This window comes from Arthrobacter sp. V1I9 (assembly GCF_030817075.1).
In the GTDB taxonomy this organism is placed as follows: Bacteria; Actinomycetota; Actinomycetes; order Actinomycetales; family Micrococcaceae; genus Arthrobacter.
The window spans coordinates 3,405,337-3,429,875 of sequence record NZ_JAUSYU010000001.1 but is presented as its reverse complement, the minus strand read 5'-3'; the positions used below and the strand labels follow the sequence as shown (position 1 = coordinate 3,429,875).

The window sequence follows — 24,539 nt, the reverse complement described above, 5'->3', positions numbered from 1 at the left end:
CGCCTTCAGATTACGCCTCCAGCACGGCGCGTCCCACCTCGGTGTGAGGCTAAAACTACGCATGACACGAAAGTAGGTAGACTGGTCTACCTACCGCCACAAGGAGCGCCTGTGACCCCGTCTGCAGTGCCTAGCAGGAAGTCCGCCCGCGATCTGTTGCTTGCAGCCGCAGCACGGCTTTTCTACGCCCAAGGCGTCGGAGCTACGGGCATCGACACCATCACGGCTGAAGCCGGGGTGGCAAAAAAGAGCCTGTACAACAACTTTTCCTCCAAGTCCGAATTGGTGGGTGCATACCTCGAAAGCCGGCACGAGGAATGGCTTGGCCTCTACCGTGCGCGCGTGGACACCGCGCCCGGACCAAGGGAACGCGTGCTTGCCATCTTTGACGCTTACCTCGATCATGCGCACTTTGCCTATGAACACGGATTCCGGGGGTGCGGACTGCTGAATGCGGCGGCGGAACTGCCGGCCGGCAGCCCGGGCCGCTTGGCAGTGCGGCGCCACAAGGAAGAAGTCGAAGACCTCCTCGCAGCGCATCTGGCCGAGCTGCTCCCCGGAGAGGACGAGCGCGGGACCAGGCTCGCCAGTCATATGGCCTTCCTGCTCGAAGGCGCCATGGTCCGTGCCGGCCTCGAAGGCGGGGACGCCCGGCTCCTCGAGGGCCGGACCATCGCCGCGCAGATGGTGGACGAGCTGTGATGGTTTCGCCCGGCCACATGTCCGGTCCGTTCTGGGGTGCCGTTTTTGTGCTTGCCGCTTCGGTGCTCTGGGGCACCACGGGAACGGCCGCCACTTTTGCCCCTGAGGTCAGTCCGTTGGCTATCGGTGCGGTTGCCATGGGAGTCGGCGGGTTGCTGCAGGCTCTGTACGCGGCCCACCCGATCCGCGCGCAATGGCGGCGCCTGTGGGAGCAATGGCCGCTCGTGTCCCTGGGGGCGCTGGCAGTTGCGGTTTATCCCCTGGCCTTTTACAGCTCGATGCATCTTGCCGGCGTGGCCGTGGGGACTGTGGTTTCCATTGGGTCGGCCCCTTTGGCCGCAGCGGTGATCGAACGCGTTGCCGACCATAAGCCACTTACGTGCCGCTGGATGGTGGGAGCGCTGCTCGGCGTGGGGGGCGCGGTGTTGTTGTCGTTTGCCGGGCACCGGCCCGACGGCGGCGGCGCGGGTCCCGCTGCCGAGTCATGGTGGACGCCGGCGGGCATAGCCCTGGGCCTGGTTGCCGGCATCACCTACGCCCTCTATTCGTGGGCGGCCCACCGCCTCATCGGCAGCGGCGTTTCCTCGCGGGCCACGATGGGAACAGTTTTCGGGGCGGGCGGGGTGCTGCTGATGCCCGTCCTGTTTTTCACCGGCCGACCGCTCGTTGAGTCCTGGACGAACTTCACCGTGGGGGCCTACATGGCACTCGTTCCCATGTTTGCAGGGTATGTCCTGTTCGGGTGGGGCCTGGCCCGGGTGCGTGCCAGTACGGCCACGGGTCTTTCCCTGGTGGAGACTGTGGTGGCAGCGGCATTGGCTGTGCTGGTGGTGGGGGAACGGCTGCCGGTGGCGGGCTGGATCGGAGCGGCAACCGTTCTGGCGAGCCTGTTCTTCCTGGTTCCACGTGCTTCAGCACAGGGCCAACAACACCAAAACAACGCAGGGCTACGTCGGCTGCCCTCCCCGCCTGCGCCGGCCTACGGGATGCTTGTGCAGAGCGAGGTAGGCGCCGAAAGCCACCAGCAGGAACCCGGTGACAGCGACACCGATGACCTGGCCGCCGACGCCCGCAACGAAAAGCACAAGGCCGAGCAGGCCCGCGGCTGAACCGTAGTAGAAGCCTGCCCTGAACCGGCGTGCGGGGTAGCCGGAGAGCAGCTCCATCGCCAAGTGGGGATCGTCGGCGATCAGCCCGAGCTCCAGCTCCTTGAGGAGCCTCCGCTCCTCCTCGGACATTGGCATTGGACGCCTTTGAATCTAAGTCGGGAGTATCGATATGACCGTAGGATTCTTGACGGGCTGCGTCAAGAGTGAGGTTCCGGCCAACCGTGAAGGCTTCACAGCCGGGAGGCAGGACCACCGCGGCTCAGGCCTACCGCCGTCGTAATTCCGCGAACTCAAGGGAGGGCACGATGGCGCCGGCGTCCCGCTCTACGAAGTTGGTGCCTGGCGGGACAACGTCATCGATGGCGTCCAGCACGGATTCACCCAGCCGAACTTCGGCCGCCTTCAGATACGCCGCCAAGTGCTCTTCGCTGCGCGGCCCAATGATTACGCTGCTGATGGCCGGATGTGCCAGGGCGAAGCCGATGGAGAGGTCAACCAGCGAAAGCTCCAGCTTGTCCGCCAGCCGGGCCAGGGCATCGGCTGCGTGCAGCTTGCGCTCGCTGGAGGGGCCGGAGATGTCGTAGCGGCCGGGAAGCGAGTGCACCCGGGTGGGCGCCTTGCCGGGCTCCAGGACAAAGCTGCCGGACAGCCAGCCTCCTGCCAGCGGGCCGTACGCCAGCACACCGAGGGCATACTGCTGCGCTATGGGGAAAACGTCGCGTTCGTTGGCGCGCACCAGCATCGAGTACGGCACCTGGTTGCCCAGCGGGGGGATCAGATGGTTGGTGGTGGCGAGCCACTGCGCCTCCACCAGCTGCGCCGGCGTGAACACCGAGGTGCCGTAATAGAGGATTTTTCCCTGCCGGATCAGGTCATTGAGGGTGGTGATGGTTTCCAGGACATCCGTGTTGTAGTCCGGCCGGTGCGCCTGGTACAGGTCAATGCGGTCAGTCTGCAGCCGGCGCAGGCTGCCTTCCACCGCTTGGGTGATCCACCGACGGGAGTTGCCGGCATGGGCAGGATTGGGGCTCATCTGGCCGTGGAACTTGGTGGCGAGGAAGACGTCGTCGCGGCGGCCACGGAGTGCCCGGCCTACCACCTGCTCCGACTCACCCTGCGAGTAGACATCGGCGGTATCCATGGCGGTGATGCCCGAGTCCAGCGCGGACTGAATGATCCGGATGCTCTCTTCCGCTCCGGTGGGCGCGCCGTGCACTCCACCACTGCCCTCGCCGAAGTTCATGGTGCCCAGGGTCAGCGGGCTGATGGGGGCGCCTGATCGCCCGAACACCCGAAGTTCGCTGAGGCTCATTTCCGGTCTCCTCTGATTTGTGCGGCACGTTGCTTCCAATGCGTGCCCTCGATCGTCCCGAGGCTACACAAATCCGCCTTACGGCGGCGGATTCCCGCCGCAGGGCTTCTCTTTTCGACTTCCGGAGTAACGCAGGGCCCCGGCATGACGTTTTGTGGAGCACTGAGGCGCAGGAAGAAGCGGGCTCGAACCGCTGAAACGGGTTGCTCCAGTTTCGCCTCTGCGCCGCCCTGCAATAATCTGAACCAACGGTTGTGCGCGGGGGTGCAGACGCCCGGTGCAACAGGCAGCACTGTAAGTTCGGGCCACATCACACCAGACGAGGCGGACACGCATGACGGCTTCAGACCAGCAGCACCCACAGGGATCGCAGATACCCTCGGATCCGCCGGGCTTTCAACCCGTTGTCCGCGAAGCTGCTGCCGGGACCGTGGACCCGCACCTCCTTCAGCAACTGGCGGACGTCCACGGAGTGGGCACGTCCTTCCAGGGTTGGGACGGGCTGCCCCACCATGTTGCCGAAGAAACCCTGATCAAGGTGCTGGCCTCCCTGGGGGTGCAGGCCCACACCAATGAGCTCATCGAGGCGGCACTTGCGGAAGCGGAACTGGCTCCGTGGCGGCGGATGCTGCCTCCCGCCGTCGTGATCCAGCAGGGCGAGCCGGCGCAGGTCCCGGTCCATGTGCGCGACGGAGCCACCGCCCAGGTGAGCATCCTGCTTGAAGGCGGTGCGGGGACAAGGGATGCCGTTCACCAGGACCTCCGGGTGCAGCCCCGGGACGTCGACGGCGTATCAACCGGGCGTGCCACCTTCGCCCTTCCGCAGGACCTGCCGCTGGGCTGGCACACGCTGCACGCGGAATCAGAAGGTGCCACCGCTTCCGGCACCCTCGTGGTGGTGCCCGCGCGCCTGACTACCGCCGCGCCACTGGAAGAGCGCCGCGGCTGGGGGCTGGCCACCCAGCTGTACTCCGTGCGCTCAAGGCGGTCATGGGGAATCGGTGATTTTTCCGACCTGGCTGACCTTGGCGCGCTGAGCGCAGCCCGCGGGGCTGACTACATTTTGGTCAATCCGCTCCACGCCGCCGAGCCGGTTCCGCCTGTGCAGCCCTCGCCGTACTCGCCGTCCACCCGGCGGTTCTTCAACCCGTTATATATCCGCGTCGAGGCAATACCCGAGCTGGCGTACCTCAAGCCGCGCAAGCGTGCCGCCGTGGAGAAGCTTCACGAGGAAGTAGCTGCCCTGAACAAGGAGGGCGCCCGGCTGGACCGCGATTCGGTCTACGCCGCCAAGCTCCAGGCCCTGGAGATGCTCTATCACACGCGCCGGTCGCCGGCCCGGCAGGCGGCCTTCGATGAGTTTTGCCGCATCTCCGGCCAGGGGTTGGACGACTTTGCCCTGTGGTCCGCCATCCGCGAGGACCTGCCGGCCGGGGATCCCTTCTGGTCGGACCCGGCCGGCGCCCTTGGTACACCGCAGACCGAGGCGCTCAGGGAAAAGCTTCAGGACCGGATCGGGTTTTACCGTTGGCTGCAGTGGATTTGCGACGAACAGCTTGAAAACGCGCAGCAGGCTGCGTTGCGGTCCGGCATGCGGCTCGGCGTAGTCCACGACCTCGCCGTGGGGGTGGACCACAGCAGCGCCGACGCCTGGACACTCCGCGACGTGCTTGCTCCCGGCACCAGCGTCGGCGCCCCGCCGGACATGTACAACCAGCAGGGCCAGGACTGGGGCCAGCCGCCATGGCATCCGGCCCGGCTTGCAGAGGCCGGCTACATTCCATTCCGCGACATGCTGGCCACCGTGCTGCGGCATGCGGGAGGTGTACGCGTGGACCACATCCTGGGCCTGTTCCGGCTCTGGTGGATCCCGTCAGGTAATTCCCCGGGCGATGGCGCCTACGTGCGCTATGACCATGAAGCCCTGATCGGCATCCTCGCCCTCGAGGCGCAGCGTGCCGGCGCCGTGGTGATCGGCGAGGACCTCGGCACTTTCGAGCCCTGGGTCCGTGACTATCTCGCTGCCCGCGGCATCCTGGGGACGTCCATCCTTTGGTTCGAGTACGACGGCGATTCGCCCCTTGCGCCCGAAAAGTACCGCACGCAGGCACTTGCCAGCGTGAACACCCACGACCTTCCACCCACCGCCGGGTACCTTGCCGGCGACCATGTGGCGCTGCGTAGCGGCCTCGGCCTCCTTGAGCGTTCCGAGGCGGAGGAACGGGCCGAGCACAACGCCTCGCTGGAGAAGATGCTGGCCCTGGTGCGCGAGCGCGGCTACCTGCCCGAGGATGTTTCCGGTGGTCCGGGGGCCAGTGAAGAACGGACCATCGAGGCCCTGCACCTGCTGCTGGCGCAGGCGCCGTCGGTGCTGCTTGGGGTCGCCCTGGTTGACGCAGTGGGGGAGCGACGGGTCCAGAACCAGCCCGGCACCACCGAAGCGCTGTACCCGAACTGGCAGGTTCCGTTGGGCGGGCCGGACGGCAAGCCGGTGTTCCTGGATGATCTTCCCGCCAATGCACGGTTCAACTCGCTGCTGGCGGCGGTGGAGGAGGCCCTGCGCGGGTAAGCTGCGCGGCCAGGTTAGAAGGCAGGAGGCGACGATGGGTGAGGGACCAGTACTGGTAGTAGGCGGCACCGGCATGCTGGGCGGCCAGGTGGTGACAGAGCTGCTGAACCGGGGAAAACAGGTGCGTGCCTTGGTACGCTCCGGCTCGGATGCTTCCCGCCTGGAGTCTGCGGGGGTGGAGGTTGCCCGCGGCGACATGATGGATCCGGAGTCGCTGCGGCGGGCCATGGCTGGGGTGGATGCAGTGGTCACCACCGCCGCCGGGTACACCCGCCACCGCAAGGGCGATACCCCGGAGACCGACACGGTAGGCAACGCGAACCTCGCTGAAGCTGCCAAACGCGCCGGGGTCCGCCGGTTTGTCCTCACCAGCATTTTGACGTGCGACCAGACGCCCCGCGTCCCGCATTTCTGGCATAAGAGGCTTATGGAAGACCGGCTCCAGGCATTGGACGTGCCGTTTGTCGCCTTGCGGCCAGGGGCTTTCCTGGACCAGGTGACCCGGTTCGGCGGAGACCCGGTCAGCAAACACAAGGTGATGTGGCTCGGCTCGGCCGGAATCCCGCTGACCTTTGCGCTCACGCCGGATGTCGCCGGATACCTGGCCGTCGCCGTGGATGCCCCGGGAGTGGAGGGCCAGCGCATCGATATCGGCTGGGACAGGCCCATCGCCATGCAGGAGTTTGCCGACCTCGCCGAGCAGTTGACTGGTGAGGAAGTCCGTGTCCGGCCCGTTCCCCTCCGTGTCCTGCGGATGGCCGGGACGCTGCTGGGGCCGGTCAACCCCATGGCCAAGGATACGGCTGCCATGATCGCGTGGTTCCAGACTGGCCGGTACGTGGCTGACACCACCCGGCAGCGGGAAGTGTTTGGGACGCCGCCCACCGCGGAGGACGCGGTACGGCGGCTGGTCACCAGCCTCGGGCACGCGGTCCGAAGCTAGGCTCTCCTCCGGCGGGACACCCCAATTACAGCAGGCCACCGGCCGCCTCTCCCGTTCGGAGTGGCGGCCGGTGGCCCTTCCATGCGGCAGCAGGACGCTTCAGTCCGCCGTTAGCACGTGCGTGTAGTGGTCGTAGCGGAAGGTGACCGCTCCGCCGTCGTGCTCAAACGGGATGTCGGCACCAGGGCTGGCCCCGCCCGCACCGTAGCTGACGCCCCAGGACCGGTCCAGGGCGGCTTTGAAGGCGTAGGTGCCGGCGGGCAGGTCCGGTACGGACAGCTTCCACACGAGGTCGGCCGGATCCAGCACCAGTTGAGCCTGGTCGCACGTCGGCTCCCAGTCCGTTGCACAGCCGAGTTCGCTGTTCATGCTCCCGGGGGCGGATACTGCGCCCGGCTGCTCCGATGCATACACTGCGCTGATCACGTGCGTGCTGTTGTCGTAGCGGAACGTGACTGAACCGCCGGGGTGGTCCAGCACGAGGTTGGGTCCATTGGCCTCGCCCCCGGCCCCGTAGTTCGCGTTCCAGCCGCCGTTGAGTGCAGCCTTGTACTCGTACCGCCCGGCTGGAAGGTCAACAGTAAGGCGCCAGATCTTGTCCGCCGGATCCAGGGTCATCATGGCCTGCGTGCAGGCCGGATCCCACACGGCGGCGCAGCCCATCGCCTGGTTGAAGGACCCAACTGCTGTCACCGAACGAGGCTGCGGTGCCTCGCCCACGGTTACCGTCCGGACGTTGCTGGTGACTTTGTAGCCAGGGCCTTCCATGGTGGCGCGGTACTGCACCTGGTCACCGTCCGCCAGTCCGGCCAGGTCGTCCTTGACCGAGTACACCGGGGACGAATCGTCCGTTCCCACCGGCGTCCACTCGCCGCCGGCCACGCTGCGCTCAAAAGACACCTCATGGCTGGCCTTTTCCGGGTCCGCCGTGGCGCTGAGTTCCACCGGGCCTTCCACGTTGCTGCCCTCGACGGGCTTCTGCAGGGTGAGGATCGGCGCCGGAACCGCTGCGGTGCGGGAAGGTGACGTTGCGGTGTGCCGTCCGTTGTCCAGCACGGTGGCGCGGTAGTCCACGGCTGTACCGGCATCCAATGCCGCAACGTCGTGGAACACCTGGTACGGCGCTGTGTCGTCGGTGCCGATAGGCTGCCACGTTCCGCCTGCCGTCTTTGCTTCGAAGGTGACCTCGTAGAACGAGGAACCGTCGACGTCGGCCGTCACCTTAAGGCGTCCGTTGTCACCTTGCGTCGCTGCGGGCGCCTGGAGGACGACGGCGGGCGCCGCCCGGGAGTGCGGAATCCGGCCGGACGACTGGTAGATGACAGCGGAAAGCGGCGGGACGGTGACGGACAGCTTGCCGTCAGCAGAGGTCTTGGCCTCATCCGCGCCCTCGCCGTAGACGCGGGTGTAATTGCGCTTGGCGATGTAGGTGGGCACCTCCGCGGTCTGTGCCTGCTCACTGTTGTTCAGCGCCACCACGTACTCGCGCTGGTCCTCGGCGTCCGTGCGGGAGAAGGCGTAGATGCCTTGCCCGTCGGAGGCGTAGCGGTGCTGGTGGGCGCCGTCGCGCAGGGCAGGATGCTCCTTGGTCAGGCTGGCAAGCTGGCTGATCTTTGAGTACAGCGGGTGCGTGGTGTTGAAGTTGTCCGTGGCATGGGTTGCATCGGTGCCCAGCAGGTCGTCGTTCAGGTAGTCCTTCACCTGGCTGGCGAAGAGCGTCTGCCGGGCGTCCTGGTCCCCGCCAGGGCCGGTGAAGCCCTGCTCGTCGCCGTAGTAGATCACCGGGTTGCCGCGGGAAAAGTACATCAGCTCGTGGGCCAGCTGATCGCGGGCCACCTGCTCGGCGTCCGTGGAACCGGGATTATCAGCGGCGATGAAGCTGCCGATGCGGCCCATGTCATGGTTCCCCAGGAACGTGGGCAGCTGGTAGACGTTGGAATCGGCGTCGGTGTACCAGTCGTCACCCGCGAAAAAGGTTTCCAGCATGGTGGCGTCCTGGCCCTTGGAGGCGAAGTTGCGGGCTGCATCCTGGAACGGGAAGTCCAGCACTGCCTGCATGCTGTTCCGTGTGGTGAACTGCGAGGTAAAGCTCTTCGTGGTGTCGAAGACTTCGCCGAACATAAAGAATTCGTCTTTGCCCTGTTCCTTGGCGTAGCTGAGGACGTCCGGGCCGAAGTCCTGCCAGAACTCGTTGTTGACGTGCTTCATGGTGTCGATCCGGAAGCCGTCCACGCCGAAGTCTTTGATCCAGGCCTTGTAGATGTCCTTCATTCCGTCCACCACCGTAGGATGCTCGGTGAAAAGGTCATCGAGGCCGAAGAAGTCACCGTAGTAAGCGGCCTCGCCCGCGAAGGTGGTGTTACCGCGGTTGTGATAGAGGGAGGGATCGTTAAGCCAATCCGGTACCTTCAGGCTTTCTTCGCCCGGTTCGAGGACGGGCTTGTAAGAGAAGGATGTTGCGGGGTCGAGTTCCGGGAAACTGTCCGAACCGGCATAGTCCCGGTCATCGAATGCCTCACCCCCTGCGGTCTTATACGGCACTTCGTCCTTGGAGGTGTATCCCCTGCGTGCGGCTCCGTCATAGCCAATGACGTCCGCGGTGTGGTTCGTGATGATGTCGAAGTACACCTTCATGCCGCGGCGGTGGGCCTCGTCGATCAGGGCCTTGAGTTCGGCATTAGTGCCCAGGTGGGGATCGATCTGCGTGAAGTCCGTGATCCAGTAGCCGTGGTATCCCGCGGACTTGTCCTCCGGCTGCACGGCCTTGTTTTTGAAGCTCGGGGTGAGCCAGATGGAGGTTGTGCCCAGGCCCTGGATGTAGTCGATCTTGTCGAGGAGGCCGGCGAGGTCCCCGCCGTTGTAGAAGCCTTTTTGGGTGGGATCGAAGCCGGACACCATGGGGTGGTGGCTTAACCCGCCGTGGTCATTGGCCGTGCTTCCGTTGCTGAACCGGTCGGCCATCACGAAGTAGAAATTCTCGTCCGTCACGGGTGTGCGCAGGCTGTGAAGGGCCGACGCCGACGTCGGGTTTTTGGCACCCGGATCCTTCGTGCCCGGGGCAGCCTGGGCGGGATGGGCCGTCGCCGAAACGGCGACGGCCGCTGCCAGCAGCGCAACGGCAGTACGCGCTGCCGTTGTTCGGACGGTGGTATTTAGCCCCACGGTCTGATGTGGGGTAACAGCGGTTGTTTTCGTGTTTGTTCCGGGATCTCTTCCGGAGCTTCTCGTGCCGTGTATTTTCACGCCTTTTCGATCGCTTGGGGAAGCGCTGGCGAGGGTGCGGAATTTCAAGGCAGGAGACCTTTCCTGGTAGCGGCGCTGCTGTGCAGGCTTGCCGGGGCAAGGGTTCGGTGAGGCTGCCCGGTCTGCAACCCAGCTAGGGCAGCCCTGTGAACCAAGTCACAACTGTAAGCTCTTGCACCGAATAACTCCAGCGTTTGGGAAAGGTGCCTGTCCGTTATTTGGTGGCCTTGTTCGGCGGGTCCGAATGCCTATAGGGCGTGTGCCGGGGCGTATCCTCCGGGGACCAAGGCTGTGGGGGAGGGCGTTTCAAGGTTGTGAACCACCGGGCCGGGTAGGCCCGTGACGGGGTCCAGCTCAAACGTTGCTATGTTGTCCGACCGCTCGTGGGCCACGTGCAGCCACCGGCCACTGACCAGGTGATGCCGCGGCCAGTCCCCTCCGCTGGGGAAGTCCCCGGCCGGCACGAGTTCCGTGCCGGCGGCTCCGACCTCCAGCACGCTTACCAGGTTGGAGCCGCGCACGCCCACGTACACGTGCCTGCCCCCTTCACCGAGGCTGATTTCCGCAGCTGAGTCGTCCGGCAGGCTGCCACCGGAAGTGGCCGGTCCCCGGAAAACAAGCTCGAACGTACCGGCTTCCGGCCTGACGACGAAGACCTCAATCGAGTATTCGGAAACCACAAAGACGTTTCCGCTGGCGTGCTGTACCAAGTGGCGTGGACCGGACCCGAAGGGGAGGGCCACCTCATGGTCGGCAATCAGGCCCGACCCGGGCACGTACTCCCAGATCCGGAGGGTGTCGTGGCCCAGGTCCGTCGTCATGATGCGCCCGTCCTGCAGCATCAGGCTCGCGTGGGCGCGGCTCTGCCGGGGCTCACCCGGAGTCTGGCTGGCGTGCGGGTCTACCGATGGCAGCGCGGGAAACCGTGCAGTGATGCCCCCGTCGGGATCCAGTTCGTAAAGCAGGACCTGGCCGTCGCCCCAGCATGCGGCGGTGAGGAAGCGGCCCTGCGGGTCCACCGCCACGTGGCAGGTGGCTTCTCCCGAGGGTTGCGGATCGCCGAGAGGCTCCAGCCCATGAGCACCCGTGCGCCGAAAGGCCCGGACCATCTTGCGTTGCTCGGCCACTGCATACACCACGGGCACGGTGGGGTGGATGGCAACGAACGACGGCGAATCAGTCTTGGCCGCCGTGCCCAACCATTCGAGCGAGCCGTCAGGTTGTGCGGACAGTGCGCCGATTCCCTCCGCGCGTCCGCCGCCGTCGGGCGTGTAGGTGCCGGTCCAGATCAGTGGGTGCGGGGCAGCGGAAGTCATAGGTCCATCCTGCCAAGAAAAGCCCCCAAAACCGGGGAATTGCCGATTAGCATTGGCTTCCAGCGGTTGCAAAGGGGTGAGCTCGAACTCCTGCTTCATCGATCTCGGGCAGTCCCTCGTAGTTCCGTTCGGGCCTTCCAGCCTGGTAACGGGCGAAGTGCCACACCGGATCACCGAAAGGCCTTTTTTATGCCGGCTCCTGAATCACTTGCTTCTCCCGGTTTTGCCGACCTTGTGCCCCTGCTGAGGGCAGCCGGCTGCGTGTTCGCCGAAGATGAAGCACAGGTGCTCTTGTCCGAAGCTTGTGGTGCCGCTGAGCTTTACGAGTGGGTGGAACGCCGGATTTCCGGCGAGCCGCTCGAATGGATCGTTGGCTGGGCGGAGTTCTGTGGACTTCGCATAGCCGTGGACCAAGGTGTTTTTGTGCCGCGGCGCCGCACCGAATTGCTTGTTTCGCAAGCCGCTTCCCTGCTGCGGGAAGTGGTGGGGGCTGCTGACTTGCCGGCATCCGGCACCCTTGTGGATCTATGCTGCGGATCCGGGGCCGTGGGCGTCGCAGTAGTCTCCCATGGATCCGTGGGGGAACTTCACTCGGCCGATATCGACCCAATTGCGGTGGAGTGCGCCCGAAGGAACCTGGCAGCCGTAGGCGGCCACGTCCACCAAGGGGACTTATATGCAGCCCTTCCCGCCCGGCTCAAGAAGCAAGTACAGCTCATCGTGGTGAACGCTCCCTACGTGCCTACTGCCGTGCTGCCGACAATGCCGCCCGAAGCCAGAATCCACGAGCCGCCGCGTTGTCTGGATGGCGGAGCCGACGGATTGAACCTCCATCGTCGCGTCATTCGTGAAGCCCCGGAGTGGTTGGATGCCAACGGCTACCTTGTCATCGAGACCAGCGAACGCCAGGCCGCCGGAACTGCGGCCCTTATGGCTGCTGCGGGACTTGCCGCACGGATTGTCCACTCTGAAGAGCTGGACGGCACTGTGGTGGTAGGCAGCCCACAGTGCTGGTGACTCACCACCTTCGGTATCTCTAACCAACGGCACTGGAAAAGTCGTTGCGGGCAGCCCGGTTGTGGTCACACCATCATTCCCGGGGTGGTGGGGGTGGTTTGAAGTAGGTGTTTTGTTGGGGTTTTTGGTGGGGGTCGATGTGTTTTGGGGGTGTGTACCAGGGGGTGCCGTTGATGGTGGTGATGGTCCATTGGTCTTTGTGGATCAGGTGGTGGTGGCCGGTGCAGAGGAGTGCGCCGTTGTTGATGGTGGTGGGGCCGCCGTGGGACCAGTAGGTGATGTGGTGGGCTTCGCACCAGGGGGCGGGGATGGTGCAGTGGGGGAAGGTGCAGCCTTGGTCGCGGGCGGTGAGGGCGAGGCGTTGGGTGGGGGTGAAGAGCCGGTTTTTGCGGCCGAGGTCGAGTAGTTCGCCGTGGGTGCCGAGGATGGCGGGGATGATGTCGGCGTCGCAGGCGATTTTGCGGAGGGTCGCTGGGGCGGCGGGTCCGGTGAAGACGAAGTTCCCCGTGCCGGTGCCGGTGCCCTTGCCTGTGCCCTTGCCGGTGCCGGTGCCGGGTGGGTTGTTGTCGGGGTGGGGGAGGAGGTCCTGGTAGTTGATGGTGGCGATGATTTGGGGTCGGTTGCCGCCGGTGCCGGGCAGGGCGTTGGTGGCGAGGGCAACCTTGGCGGCGCCGATGAGGCCGTCGAGTTGTTTCTGTGGCCGGGTGCGGCGGTCCAGGTCAGGGTCGCCGTGAGCCCAACCGTCATGTCCAGTGCCGGTGCCGGTGCCGGTGCCGGTGCCAGTCGCGGTGCTGGTGCTGGTGGGTGTGGTGCGGGGGTTGGTGGTGGTGTTCATGACGGTGAGGAGGTGTTCGTACTGGTCGGTGGTGGCGAAGATTTCGAGGTGGTGCAGGCCGTGGCGGGGTTTGCGGATGAACGCGCCCTGGGTGTGGCGGAGGGCTTCTTCGCTGGGTTCGGTGCCGTCGGCGTCGATGGTGTCGGCCCAGCGGCGGGCGACGCGGGTGAGGAAGTCCGGGTCCGTTGTCGCGGCGGTGGTGGTGAGGTTCTCCTCGATCAGCGCGAGTTTCTCCGGGGTGGTGAGGTGTTGAAGCCGGTTCAGGGTCAGGCTGATGATGGTCCCGGCACGGGATGACACGACCGGGCAGGCGGCTGCCGTGTCCTCGGTGTCAGGGTCAGAGTTTGGGGCGGTGTCGTCGGGGTTTGTGGCGGGTGTCGGGGTGAGGGCGGCGGCGAGGTGTTCGCGCGGGGCCGGGATGGTGTCGCCGGTGAGCGTGGTCGCGGGGAGGATGTCCGCGGCGAAGGCCAGACGGCGGTGGGCTTCACTCTTGCTTATACGCAGCCGTTGGCGGAGGAACTCGGCGGTGCTGGCGCACCCGTCATCGGCCGGGGAGGTGATGACCCGGTCACGACCGGCCGTCGCAGTCCCGCCAGGGCCGGCAGGTGCTTCACTGGGCCAGGCTGCGTCTGTTTCGTTCAGGGTTTCCACGCCGTTGTCCCAGCCGGTGACCCAGCCCTTGCCCGTGCGGGAGCGGCCGGCCCGGGCGGCGTCCGCGGCGGCGATGGCCCCTGTTCGGGTCCGGTCCACGGCGCCGGCGGCCAGGACCTGCAGGTACTCCACACCCCGGGAGAGGTCCTCAACCTGCCCGGCGAAATCAGCGGCCTCCACGTAGTCAGCCGAAGCCAGCAAACCAGGGGCAGCAGCAGCGGCAACAGCCAGGAGCCGGCCAATATCCGCCAGGCTGACCGGGGCACCGGCACCGGCACGCGGCCCGGTAGCCGGGGCGAGGGTCTCAGCTTCAGCCGGCACAGCTTCGGCAGACTCAACTTCGCGAGGTGTGGGCGTGGCGGGACCGACGCGAAGGCGAGGGCCGGAACTGGGGCGAGCGCCGTCGTCGTACGCTCCAGGGCCATGTGCGGGACTGGTTTCAGCCCGCGTCAGCACGGCAGTGGAACCGCCGAACTCCGCACGCTGATCCCCCATGGCCTCCATAGGACAACTCTGCCAAAGACCCCCGACAAAAGTGCGTGCAGAAGTCGCTATGTGGATAAACGGGCAGTCGGGTCGCACTGTCCGCGGGGACGCCGCTGGCCGCCGCGTCCCCCAAGGATCGCGACGGCCAGCAAAGCCATCCAGTTGTAGCACATCAACGCTGCGGCCTCTTGTCGCAAGGGTGCCGCACGTCGTGAGCAGCCGGTATAGCTACGCTTTGGACTCCGGTTCGCCACTGGAGGTATCCAGATTGAGCGTCTCGGGATGGGTGCTGTGTGCAGGGATGTGGCCACTGTCAGGGCCCGAATCCCCGGCAGTCCCGGCCGTGCCGGCAGCAGCACCTGTTGTAGTAGCGCCATAGGACGTGGACTTGCTGTCCCCGGACGAGCCGTCCCGGTGCATTGCGGAGCCGATGACGGTGCCTGCGCGGCGGGCCGCTTCGGTCAGCTGATCGGCAACTTCGGGAGCCTTTTCCTTAATGGCCTCCGTAGCCACGGACACCTTGTCCTGGACAGGCTTGCTGTCCCAGATGCCGGCAGCGCGTGCCTTGAGTTTGTCATAGGCTGCCCGGCCGGAACGGGATCCGAGAACGTACCCGGTGGCGATTCCGATGCCCAAAAGAAGTTTGTTTTTCATGATGAACTCCTGCTCCGTGAGAAGGTTTCAGTTTCCCGGCCGGAGAGGCCGGGAGATAGGAAAACCGGCCCGGGGATGTTGTCCCCAGGCCGGTTTCCTGGCTAGCGCGCTAAATTAGCGACGCGCACCGCGCTTGGTGATCATGCCGTACACCAGCAGCACGATAAGCGCGCCGCCAATGGCCAGCAGCCACGTCTGCAGGGAGAAGAACTCCTGCAGTCCGGAGCCGAAGAGCATTCCGCCGATCCAGCCGCCGAGGAGTGCTCCAACGACGCCCAGGACGAGGGTGATGATCCAGCCGCCACCCTGGTGGCCCGGGAGGATCGCCTTAGCGATCGCACCAGCAATAAGTCCGAGAATTAGAAATGCAATGAATCCCATTTTTTGTTCCTCTTCCTAAGTAAAGGAGGCCTCCGGATCCCGGAAGCACTTCATCCTTCTGCCTCAATAGTAATCATGCTTACTATCTATTTGCCAACCCCGTTTCTAACGAGAACCGCATTTCAGGGCCGATTCAGTGGCCTGTGACGTCCGAATCGTTGCCCGCGTCCGGACCCTCATCAAGGATGGCTAATTCCGCTAGATCCTGCGGGTCCAAGGCGAAATCAAAGATGTCCAGGTTTTCCCGCATCCGCTCCGGATTGGAAGTTTTCGGAATCGTTACAATTCTGTTCTGGACGAGCCACCGAAGGGCCAGTTGGCCGGGGGTTTTGCCATACTTTTCCCCCAGCCGGGACAGGATGGGGGCGCTCAAAAGACCTGCCCCATCCCCTCCCAGCGGGCTGTAGGACTGGGTCACAATCCCGTGTCGGTCATGAAATTCACGCTCGGCAGTTCGTGTGATAGCAGGGCTCAGCTGGATCTGGTTCACCGCCGGCACCACGTCCGTCTCCGCCATCAGCCGCTCCAGGTGGGCCGGCTTGAAATTGGAAACACCGATGGAACGGACCTTGCCTTCCGCCTGCAGCCGCTCGAAGGTCTTCCAGGTGGAGACATACTCATCGCGCTGGGGCAGCGGCCAATGGACCAGGAACAGGTCCACGTAATCCAGCCCCAACCGCTTCAGCGAGCCATCCAGCCCTTCAACAGCACGGTCGCTGCCCTGGAACTGGCCGTCAACCTTGGTGGTGATAAACACCTCACTCCGGTCCACGCCGCTGGCCCGGAGACCGTTGCCCACGCCCTGTTCGTTGCCGTATTTCACGGCAGTATCGATATGCCGGTACCCGGCTTCCAGGGCTTGTACGACGGCGGTCGCCGCCTGATCGTCGTCCAGCGGCCAGGTGCCGAGGCCCACCTGCGGGATGGAGTAACCGTCATTGAGTTTGATCAGCGGTGCAAGTGTCATTGCAACAGTCTCTCCTTTACGACGTGGCTGTCCTAGCCCCCAAACGCCCGCAGAATGTTTTCGGCGTTGTAGGCAAGGGCCACGCGTGCGGTGTCCGATACCTTGTCCGGGCCCTTCTGCTGGTCCAGGAAGTCCACGAAACGCTGCAGTGCCTGCGCCGCCTTGGCGGCGTCGCCGTCCTCAACCGCTTTAGCGGCCTGCCGGATGCCCGCGGTCAGCTGGCTGCCTACCGGCCCCGCCACGTCACCTGATTCGACCAGGTCTTCCAGCACATGCTGCAGCGCCTTCACGCTGCCCGGGAGCCACGCGGCGCGCAGGGGCACATGGGCGAAGTCCATGTCGGAGGCGAGGTAGAAGTCCGTGTAGGCCGGCTGGTTGTAGGAGGTGTTCTGCCGCGCCACTTCTGCACGGTACTGCGGGTCATGCATCAGTGTGTAGAGCTTGTGATTGGTCACTTCGGTGCTGAGGTACATCCGCAGGGCTGAGCTGTCCGCGGTCCTCACCAGAAGTTCTTCCCGCCAGTCACCCATCACGTCCGCCACCAAGCTGGGGTTGCCCTTGGTGCCGTTGTTGGTCCGGGTGTCCGTGGCAGCGAGGAGCCGGCCGCGCTTCCAGTCGTCGATGGTGGGGGTTTCGTTTCCGGACCCGTTGACGATCTGTGTGGTCATGTCCGCGGCCCACTTGATGTTCATGTTGGTGCCGGGGCTTTTGGTGGAGAGCTTGTCGCCGTCGGCCGATTGCATGCCGATGGCCCAGTTCTCGATGCCGGGAACGGCGGGATCGACGTCGCCGATCATGCCGCGGCCGGTGTCCTTGCCCGAGTAGGCACCGAAAAGTACGTCGCCGGTTTCGGCGTCCCGCATGGCGTAACCGTAGGGCGCATAGGCGCCGCCCTCGTGCACGCTGAAGATTTCCTTGCCCGGACGTGCGGGATCAATATCGGTGACATGAATGGCGTCGCCGTGGCCCAGCCGGGCTTCCTCACCGGGTATTGCGCTGCCGGCCGGCATGGTGTCGAAGGAGCTGTAAAGCAGCGACCCGTCGTCGTCGATTGTGGCGGAGCCGTAAACGACCTCCTGTTTGCCGTCGCCGTCCACGTCCGAGGCGCTGAGGGAGTGGAAGCCCTGCGTGGTGAGCGTTCCGAACTCCGGGTCGGTGCCGTTCCGCCCGTGCGGGCCGTCGTTGAACGGGTTTGTCATGGGCGTCCAGCCGGAATCGACGTTCCACACAGGGGAGAGGTTGGATCCGTCCCAGGTGTAGGCAGCCAGCGTGCTGCGGGTGTAGTAGCCGCGGGCGAACACAGCTGCCGGCTTTTTGCCGTCCAGGTAGGCGACGCCGGCGAGGAACCGGTCCACGCGGTTGCCCGGTTCGATGCGGGCCATGGCGTAATCGCCCCACATAAGGCCGTCGTCGTGCCTTCCGGGCTCGTAGGCGACAGTCTTCAATTCCTTGCCTGAAGCGCCCTCGAAGACGGTGAGGTACTCCGGACCGGAGACAATAAAGCCTTCGAAGGCCCGCAGGTTGTTCCGCGCACTGCGCGACGGGGCGTAGTCGTCCATGAAGTAGTCCGTCAGCGCCTCGGCGTCCGTTTGGGACAGCGGGTATTGGTACTTCGGCTCGATACCGAATGCTTCCTCCAGCGTGGCGGGCCAGTTGCCGGCCTTCACTTCAGGGTGCTCGGTCCAGCCCTGGAACGTCTTCACCATGTGCTGGTGGTAGTCCGCGGCGCTCATGCGGTAGTCGTCCGAGTTTGAGTAGCCGGCCTGGATGTCCGACTGCAGCAGGGAGATGAATCTTTCAGAAGCTACGCTGCCGTCGGCGTTGAAGTTGGTGCTCTTGGTTCCCGGGGCCGTCTTCATCATCATCTCCGCGCGGCCGTCGCCGTCGAAGTCGTTGACCAGAAGCTGGGTGTAGTGGGCGCCGGAGCGGATGTTTACGCCGAGGTCGATCCGGTGGAGGAGGGTGCCGTCCGCCTTGTAGGTGTCTACGTAGGTGTTGCCGGTATAGCCGACCTGGGAGACGTCCTTGGAGTTGTTCGGTTCCCATTTGACGACGAATTCGTACTGGCCGTCGCCGTCCACATCTCCAACGGAGGCATCGCTTGCCGCGTATGTGTACGCCTGGCCCACCGGGGTCACGCCGTCGGCTGGTTTCTTGAGCGGGATGTCCTTGAAGTTGCCGCCCCAGGCTGTAGTGGTTGCGCTGCGGTCCAGTTCAACGCCGCCGACGACGGCCCGCACCTGGTATTCAGAGGCTGCGGTTCCGGTGGTGTCCTGGTAGTTGGTGCTGTCCGTGACCGTTGCCAGTTTTTCGCCGTCCCGGTAGACGTTGAAGTCCGTGCCGGTCAGGCCGGTGGCGGAGGATCCGGTGGCTTCATGGCCGAGGAGGCGCCAGCTCAGGAATACCCCTTCCGACGTCTTTGCGGCCACCAGGCCGCGGTCCAGGTGGTCCAGCTGGACGCCCGGGGCGCCGGGCTTGGGGGAATGTTCGCCGGCGGTGGCCGGGGCGGAGAGGCAGCCGAGGGAGAGGGCAATACCCAGTGCGCCTGCTGAAAAAAGGCGGGCGGAGTGCTTGCTCGGATTCATCAGTGAATCCTTTCAATTGGAGAACGGGAAAACGCTTCCCCAGTAACTTAGTGGTGCGGTGCAGGTAAAACAAGCCTTGCGGCAGCGTTGGAAAGAGGTTATTTAGAACGTTGTAGATTTTGGCCCCACCTGCGTCTGGCAAATCCGCGGTGATGAGGCCAGCAGGCACGCCGGAGGCTTGGCGAATCAAGCTACGCGGCGTGCCGGCAGGATTACGCTCCCCGGCGGGCCCATTCGGTCAGCCGGTCGCTCAGGTCCATGAACTGCTGGTTGACCACCTGCAGCCCGGGGTTTGCGTCGTACCAGTTCACGATTTCCCGTGCTCCGTCGGCAAACGGAATGCTGGCGCAGTAGTCCGGCACCAAGGACTTGATCTTGGTGTTGTCGAAAACCACCGAGTGGGAGCGGTCGCCCAGCAGGTTCGGCCCAAGTTCGTCACTGTGGGCCGCGATGGTTTCGGAGGCGACGTGTACCAGTTCCGGCTCCGACACACCGGCTGCGCGGGCAAACAGTTGGTAGATCTGGTTCCAGGGCAGGTACTCGTCCGAGGTGATGGTGTAGCTCTCGCCCACGGCCTGGGGCCGGCCCAGCAGCCCGACAAAAGCCTTGGCGAAATCCCTGCTGTGGGTGAGTGTCCAGAGGGACGTTCCGTCGCCGTGCACCATGACCGGCAGCCCGGCGCGCATCCGGTGGATGTCCGTCCATCCGCCCACCATGGCGATCTTGGTGCGGTCGTAGGTGTGCGACGGGCGCACTACTGTGAGCGGGAAGTCCTGCTCCCGGTACGCCTCGTAGAACAGGTCCTCACAGGCAATTTTGTCCCGCGAGTACTGCCAGAACGGGTTTTTCAATGGTGTGGACTCCAGGATGGGCAGCCGCGTGGGCGGTTTCTGGTACGCCGACGCGGAACTGATGAACACGTACTGTCCCGTGCGGCCGGCAAACAGATCAATGCTTGCCTTGGCCTGCTCGGGCTTGTACGTGATGAAGTCCGCGACGGCGTCGAACTCCCGCCCTGCCAGCGCCTCCTGGACCGCGGAGACGTCCCGGACGTCCGCGTGCAAGGTCGCCACTCCCGTCCGGGACCGGCCTGGTGGACCGGCCCCGGTTGAGAATTGTCAGCCGGTGGCCCACTGCGACGGCGCGTTGTGCCGCCGTCGCGCTGATGACCCCGGTGCCGCCAATGAAAAGGATGCTCCTCGGCGCCACCGCATCCGCAGAATTTACGAGTGGGTTCACCACGCGTAGTCTTCCGGCGCCGTCCGGTGTCCGGGGAAGATGCCGTCGAGCCGCTTGAGCGCATCGGCGTCGAGCGTGACGTCCAAAGCCCGGATGGCGGCATCGAGCTGTTCCTTGGTCCGCGGCCCCACGATTGGTGCCGTAACGGCGGGCTGGTGCAACAGCCAGGCGAGGGCGATGTCGCCGGGCTCCTGGCCCAGGTCATCGGCAAGGTCCTCGTACTGCTGGATCTGGTCCTGGTGCTTCTTGAGGGTTTCGGCAGCCCGGCCCTCAGTCCGCCGGACGCCCTGCCGCTCCTTCTTCAGCACGCCGCCCAGGAGTCCGCCCTGCAGCGGGGACCAGGGAATGAGCCCCAGCCCGTACTGCTGGGCCGCGGGAATCACTTCCAGCTCCACCTGGCGCGTGAACAGGTTGTAGATGGACTGCTCGCTGACCAGGCCGGTGTAGTTGCGCTTGCGCGCAGCCTCCTGCGCCTGGGCAATATGCCAGCCGGCAAAGTTGCTGCTTCCCGAGTACAGGATCTTGCCCTGCTGGACCGCCACCTCGACGGCCTGCCAGATCTCGTCCCACGGGGTGTTCCGGTCAATGTGGTGGAACTGGTAGATGTCGATGTAGTCCGTCTGCAGGCGCTTAAGGCTCGCATCCAGTGCGCGCCGGATGTTCAGCGCGGAGAGCTTGGATTCGTTGGGACGGTCCGTCATGGTCCCGTAGAGCTTGGTGGCCAGCACGGTGTGCTCCCGGCGCTCGCCGCCCTTGGCGAACCAGCGGCCAATGATTTCCTCGGTCCAGCCCCGGTGGCCGGCTCCGCCGTACACGTTGGCGGTATCAAAGAAATTGATGCCCTGGTCATGCGCGGAGTCCATGATGCTGTGGGCTTCGACTTCCTCGGTCTGGGGACCAAAGTTCATGGTGCCCAGGCAGAGCCGGGAGACTTTCAGGCCGGAGCGGCCCAGTTGGGTGTACTGCATTGTGAAGTCCTTTGGTTTGGTTCTTACAGCTGTGTGAAGGACGCGACGGCGGGATCGGACCCCTGGCGCGCTCCGGACTCGAGTGCCGTGATGGCCGAAATCTCGTCGTCGGAAAGGGTGAGGGCTGAAGCGGCGAAGTTCTCGCGGATCCGGGCAGCCTGGCTGGACTTGGGGATAACGATGTTGCCGGCGGCCAGCTGCCAGGCGAGCACCACCTGGGCGGTGGTGGCGTTGTGGGCATTGGCGATGCTGGTAACTGCATTTCCGTTCAGGTCGGCGCCCCGGCCCAGCGGGCTGTAGGCCTCCACTGCGATGCCCAGGTTCCGGCATTTCTCCGCCAGTTCCGCCTGCTGGTAGCTGGGGTGCAGCTCGATCTGGTTCACGGCCGGGACGATTTCGGCGGATTCCAGGAGGTCATCCAAGTGCTCGGCGAGGAAGTTGGAGACGCCGATCGCGCGAATCTGGTTGTTCTCGTACAGCCGTTCCATCTCCTTCCAGGCCTGAACGTACAAGCCCTGCGACGGGACGGGCCAGTGGATGAGGTAGAGATCCACGTAATCCAAACCGAGTGCTTTGCGGCTGTTCTGGAATGCTTCCTGCGCCCGGTCCTGCTCGCCGTTCCGGAGCTTCGTGGTGACGAAGATGTCCTCGCGCGGGATACCGGTGGCCGCGATGGCGGCCCCCACACCGGCCTCGTTGCGGTAGGCGGCAGCGGTGTCAATGTGGCGGTATCCGGCCTCAAAGGCGTCCTCCACAGTCCGCTGGGTGTCTTCCGGCGGTACCTGGAAAACACCAAAACCAAGCTGGGGAATGGTGACGCCGTTGTTGAGTGTCAGCTCTGACATGGGTGGCTCCTTGTTATGACGCGGGGCAAAAGTTGCGGGGGTGCCGTGGGCTCGACCTGAGAAAGCGGTTTCCGCTGGCTCTGCATTTGAGCCTATGCACTTTTCCCGGGTCTGTCAGTAAGCAAGGCTGATCTTATTTTTCCTAGGACTCCCAGTCCTACCTTCGTTGTAGGACGGCAGGGACAGCGCGGGTCACAATGGTCTGCATGGGTCAAAGCGCCGAGTTCGGAAAATTCCTTAAAGCCATGCGGTCCCGGCTAAGTCCTGAGGACGCCGGCGCAGGTCCCGCCACCGGCGCCCGCAGGGTCCCCGGCCTTCGGCGCGAGGAGGTCGCAAGGCTGGCGGGGGTCAGCACGGACTACTACGTCCGCCTGGAACAGGGCCGGAACATCCATCCCTCGCGCACGGTCCTGGACGCGGTGTCCCGGGCGCTCCGCCTCAGCAGCAGCGAGCACGCGCACATGATGGATCTTTTGGAACACTGCGCCGCCACGCCACGGTCGGCCGGGCAAGCAGCGCAAGGCGTCCGCCCGGCCTTGCGCCACCTCCTTGAGGCAGTGGGCGATGTTCCCGCCATGGTGCTCGGCCGCCGCAGTGACGTCCTGGCCGGAAACCGCTTGGCGTTCCTGCTCTTCGAGGACTTCCCGGCGCTTCCAGTGGCGGAAAGGAACCTCACCCGGTGGCTCATCCTCGACCCGGCAGCCCGGGAGCTGTTCCGGGACTGGAAGACGGTGGCCGCTGAGGCTGCCGGCGCGCTCCGCCTGGATGTCGGCAAGCACCCGAACGACGCGCAGGCCAACCAGCTGGTGGGTGAACTGGCGGTCAACAGCGACCATTTCCGTCAGTGGTGGGCGGGGCACCGGGTGGCAACCCGGGCGGCCGGGACTGTCCGTCTGCACCATCCCGCCGTGGGGGACCTCGAACTGAACTTTGAGAACTTTGCCCTTCCGGACGATCCCGACCAGATGCTCAGGGTCTATTCCGCCCGGCCCGGGTCGTCGTCGTCCGATGCCCTGGCCTTGCTGGGCAGCCTTGGCGCGGGGCTCTCCAAAACTGCAGCCGCGCAGGGGCAGCAGCGTACGTTTGTGGCCGATGCTTCCGTAGCCGCTGCCGAGGACGCGGAGTAACACCCTGCCGCCGGCGGCAACCGCTGTACATTTGGCCAGCAGCCTGGCCTGATTCTGGCCAGGAGCCCATTGGGGACGCGGGGCAGCCTTCCTAGGCTGGAGGAACAAGTTCTCACCCCAAGGATGGTCTCAACGATGAAACGCATCGCACTGCTGAAGGAACGCCAGGCTTCTGCCGCTTCCGGCGCTCCCTCTACCGCCACCGGCTCGCACTGCCCGGCCTCCGGCCTGTGGAGCCCCGACCTCGACCCGCACACCGTGCTGTCCTTCTTCGAAGGCCACGTATTCCCGGCGTTCGACGGCGTTCCCACCGTCTGGCGGCGGCGCACCACAGGCGCTGTCTCGGCCAATTAGCTCCGGTTAAACCAAACTGGCCCGCAGTTAACGTCCTTGGCGACGTTAACTGCGGGCCAGTTGGCGTTGGTTTAGTGTTCTTCCAGCCGGAAACCGAGCTTGATGGTGACCTGCCAGTCAGCGACTTTGCCCTCTTCCAGGTGGCCCCTGATTTCCTTGACTTCAAACCAGTCAAGGTTGCGGAGGGTCTGGGATGCCTTGGCGATTCCGTTCCGGACGGCGTCGTCCACTCCCTGATCCGACGTGCCGACAATTTCAGAAATGCTGTACGTGTGGTTGGACAACTTCGCTCCTCGTGATTGCCTTGGGGCTCCCGGTTGCGGGCCGTCCCTGAAGCCTAGTAGCACTTCAAGAACGTTGGCCAGCCCCCGGGCCGTGGCGGGCAGCCGCTACTTTGCTTCAAGCACCAGGTTCTTGAGGTCGTCGAGGGTCTGCTGCATGTGCGCGTCCATGGCTTCCCGCGAGCGCGAAGCATCACGGGATTCCAGCGCCTCGGCGATGTTTTGGTGATGCCCGATTGCGTGCTCCTGGATTTCACGCACCGCCGAGGTTTCGGTGCGCCGCTTCTCCAGCACCCGGTGCAGCGGCTCGAACAGTACGGCCACAAAGACGTTTTCCGAGGCGTGCAGGATCAGGTCGTGAAAGGCCAGGTCCGCTTCCACGAACGCGGCCACGTCGTTGACCCCGTGGGCGGCCCGCATGGCCGCCACATGCCCGAAGAGTTTCCGGACGTCCGCATCACTGATCCGTCCTGCCGCGAGTTCGCAGGCCCCGGTCTCCAGCATGCGGCGGAGCTCGATGAGCTGGACCGAAGCCTCTGCCTCGTTTTTGCCTTCGGAAGCGGCGCGCAGCACGGCTTCGAGCGAGGCCCACCGGTTGAGCGGGTTCACGAACGTACCGCGGCCGCGCTCCACGCTGAGGATCTGCTGCGCCTGCAGGGTTTTCATCGCTTCGCGGACGGTCATCCGGCTGACGTCGTGCCTGGCGCTGAGTTCGTGCTCTCCGGGAACGAGGGCGCCGGGCGGAAATTCGCCGGCAATGATGCGGTCCAGAAGCTCATCGGCCACCTGGCCTACCAGCGACTTCCTTGCCATTGCTGCCCCCATCGATGCCCTGCCGGATATGTCAGACAAGTCTACTTGCGCGTCCTTATGTCCTGTGCCACACTAGCTTTCAAATGCAAGATGTCAGACATCTTACAGCTACCTTTACACCAAGATCTTCCCCCGGATCCAT

Annotated in this window: 19 protein-coding genes and 2 pseudogenes; 7 read left to right on the top strand and 14 right to left on the bottom strand. The window is 64.9% G+C overall.

Translation table 11 applies throughout. The features are described from left to right. The first annotated feature begins 111 nt into the window (after window positions 1-111). Window positions 112-702, top strand: coding sequence for a TetR/AcrR family transcriptional regulator (locus QFZ70_RS16000; RefSeq protein WP_307097002.1), 591 nt, complete (start codon window positions 112-114; stop codon window positions 700-702). Next, entirely contained in the window at window positions 702-1,811 is a 1,110-nt protein-coding gene (locus QFZ70_RS15995; RefSeq protein WP_307097909.1) for a DMT family transporter, read from the top strand. The genes QFZ70_RS16000 and QFZ70_RS15995 overlap by 1 nt, the downstream gene beginning before the upstream one ends. On the opposite strand, the pseudogene QFZ70_RS15990 reads toward QFZ70_RS15995, so the two are convergent. Together QFZ70_RS15990 and QFZ70_RS15985 are read right to left on the bottom strand one after the other, a co-directional pair. Further along, window positions 1,767-1,940: pseudogene (locus QFZ70_RS15990) on the bottom strand (DUF3040 domain-containing protein); the annotation flags it as partial. The gene QFZ70_RS15995 and the pseudogene QFZ70_RS15990 overlap by 45 nt on opposite strands. 136 nt (window positions 1,941-2,076) lie before the next feature. Further along, window positions 2,077-3,123 (bottom strand): aldo/keto reductase, encoded by a 1,047-nt coding sequence (locus QFZ70_RS15985; RefSeq protein WP_307097001.1) that lies wholly within the window; start codon window positions 3,121-3,123, stop codon window positions 2,077-2,079. 334 nt (window positions 3,124-3,457) lie between these two features. Between QFZ70_RS15985 and malQ the strand changes: the two genes are divergently transcribed. Both malQ and QFZ70_RS15975 read left to right on the top strand, forming a co-directional pair. Continuing rightward, window positions 3,458-5,692: a 4-alpha-glucanotransferase gene (gene malQ / locus QFZ70_RS15980; protein WP_307097000.1), complete on the top strand. Its 2,235-nt coding sequence runs from the start codon at window positions 3,458-3,460 to the stop codon at window positions 5,690-5,692. A gap of 34 nt (window positions 5,693-5,726) precedes the next feature. Next, complete coding sequence (locus QFZ70_RS15975; protein ID WP_307096999.1) at window positions 5,727-6,635, top strand: SDR family oxidoreductase; 909 nt, start codon at window positions 5,727-5,729, stop codon at window positions 6,633-6,635. Between the two features lie 99 nt (window positions 6,636-6,734). Here the strand turns inward: QFZ70_RS15975 and QFZ70_RS15970 are convergent, their stop codons facing one another. Further along, window positions 6,735-9,797 (bottom strand): alpha-amylase family glycosyl hydrolase, encoded by a 3,063-nt coding sequence (locus QFZ70_RS15970; protein WP_307096998.1) that lies wholly within the window; start codon window positions 9,795-9,797, stop codon window positions 6,735-6,737. A 329-nt stretch (window positions 9,798-10,126) separates the two neighbouring features. Then, entirely contained in the window at window positions 10,127-11,194 is a 1,068-nt protein-coding gene (locus tag QFZ70_RS15965; RefSeq protein WP_307096996.1) for a beta-propeller fold lactonase family protein, read from the bottom strand. Window positions 11,195-11,383: 189 nt separating this feature from the next. On the opposite strand from QFZ70_RS15965, the gene QFZ70_RS15960 reads away from it, so the two are divergent. After that, window positions 11,384-12,211 (top strand): putative protein N(5)-glutamine methyltransferase, encoded by an 828-nt coding sequence (locus QFZ70_RS15960; RefSeq protein WP_307096994.1) that lies wholly within the window; start codon window positions 11,384-11,386, stop codon window positions 12,209-12,211. A 73-nt stretch (window positions 12,212-12,284) separates the two neighbouring features. Here QFZ70_RS15960 and QFZ70_RS15955 read toward each other — a convergent pair whose 3' ends face one another. The 8 genes and pseudogenes from QFZ70_RS15955 to QFZ70_RS15920 all read right to left on the bottom strand — a co-directional run bounded on the left by QFZ70_RS15955 (window position 12,285) and on the right by QFZ70_RS15920 (window position 21,822). After that, window positions 12,285-14,192, bottom strand: a complete 1,908-nt coding sequence (locus QFZ70_RS15955; protein WP_307096992.1) for an HNH endonuclease signature motif containing protein — start codon at window positions 14,190-14,192, stop codon at window positions 12,285-12,287. Window positions 14,193-14,411: 219 nt separating this feature from the next. After that, a complete protein-coding gene (locus tag QFZ70_RS15950) occupies window positions 14,412-14,837 on the bottom strand; it encodes a YtxH domain-containing protein (protein ID WP_307096990.1) in 426 nt (141 codons plus the stop codon). A gap of 114 nt (window positions 14,838-14,951) precedes the next feature. After that, window positions 14,952-15,218, bottom strand: coding sequence for a GlsB/YeaQ/YmgE family stress response membrane protein (locus tag QFZ70_RS15945; protein WP_307096988.1), 267 nt, complete (start codon window positions 15,216-15,218; stop codon window positions 14,952-14,954). A gap of 133 nt (window positions 15,219-15,351) precedes the next feature. Continuing rightward, complete coding sequence (locus tag QFZ70_RS15940) at window positions 15,352-16,185, bottom strand: aldo/keto reductase (RefSeq protein WP_307096986.1); 834 nt, start codon at window positions 16,183-16,185, stop codon at window positions 15,352-15,354. A gap of 32 nt (window positions 16,186-16,217) precedes the next feature. Further along, window positions 16,218-18,770 carry a rhamnogalacturonan lyase gene (locus QFZ70_RS15935; protein WP_307096984.1) on the bottom strand — a complete coding sequence of 851 codons (2,553 nt, stop codon included), beginning with the start codon at window positions 18,768-18,770 and terminating at the stop codon, window positions 16,218-16,220. A gap of 212 nt (window positions 18,771-18,982) precedes the next feature. Next, window positions 18,983-20,012, bottom strand: a pseudogene (locus tag QFZ70_RS15930) (SDR family oxidoreductase). Continuing rightward, window positions 20,006-20,977, bottom strand: a complete 972-nt coding sequence (locus QFZ70_RS15925; protein ID WP_307096982.1) for an aldo/keto reductase — start codon at window positions 20,975-20,977, stop codon at window positions 20,006-20,008. The pseudogene QFZ70_RS15930 and the gene QFZ70_RS15925 overlap by 7 nt, the downstream one beginning before the upstream one ends. Window positions 20,978-21,000: 23 nt before the next feature. After that, complete coding sequence (locus QFZ70_RS15920) at window positions 21,001-21,822, bottom strand: aldo/keto reductase (protein WP_307096980.1); 822 nt, start codon at window positions 21,820-21,822, stop codon at window positions 21,001-21,003. Window positions 21,823-22,028: 206 nt separating this feature from the next. Between QFZ70_RS15920 and QFZ70_RS15915 the strand changes: the two genes are divergently transcribed. Beyond that, the gene (locus tag QFZ70_RS15915) at window positions 22,029-22,949 is read left to right on the top strand and encodes a helix-turn-helix domain-containing protein (protein ID WP_307096978.1); all 921 of its coding nucleotides are present in this window, start codon (window positions 22,029-22,031) and stop codon (window positions 22,947-22,949) included. Between the two features lie 135 nt (window positions 22,950-23,084). Continuing rightward, window positions 23,085-23,303 (top strand): hypothetical protein, encoded by a 219-nt coding sequence (locus tag QFZ70_RS15910; RefSeq protein ID WP_307096976.1) that lies wholly within the window; start codon window positions 23,085-23,087, stop codon window positions 23,301-23,303. A gap of 71 nt (window positions 23,304-23,374) precedes the next feature. Here the strand turns inward: QFZ70_RS15910 and QFZ70_RS15905 are convergent, their stop codons facing one another. Together QFZ70_RS15905 and QFZ70_RS15900 are read right to left on the bottom strand one after the other, a co-directional pair. After that, window positions 23,375-23,587, bottom strand: coding sequence for a dodecin (locus QFZ70_RS15905; RefSeq protein ID WP_307096974.1), 213 nt, complete (start codon window positions 23,585-23,587; stop codon window positions 23,375-23,377). Window positions 23,588-23,692: 105 nt separating this feature from the next. After that, window positions 23,693-24,397, bottom strand: coding sequence for a FadR/GntR family transcriptional regulator (locus tag QFZ70_RS15900; protein WP_307097908.1), 705 nt, complete (start codon window positions 24,395-24,397; stop codon window positions 23,693-23,695). Window positions 24,398-24,539 lie beyond the last annotated feature (142 nt).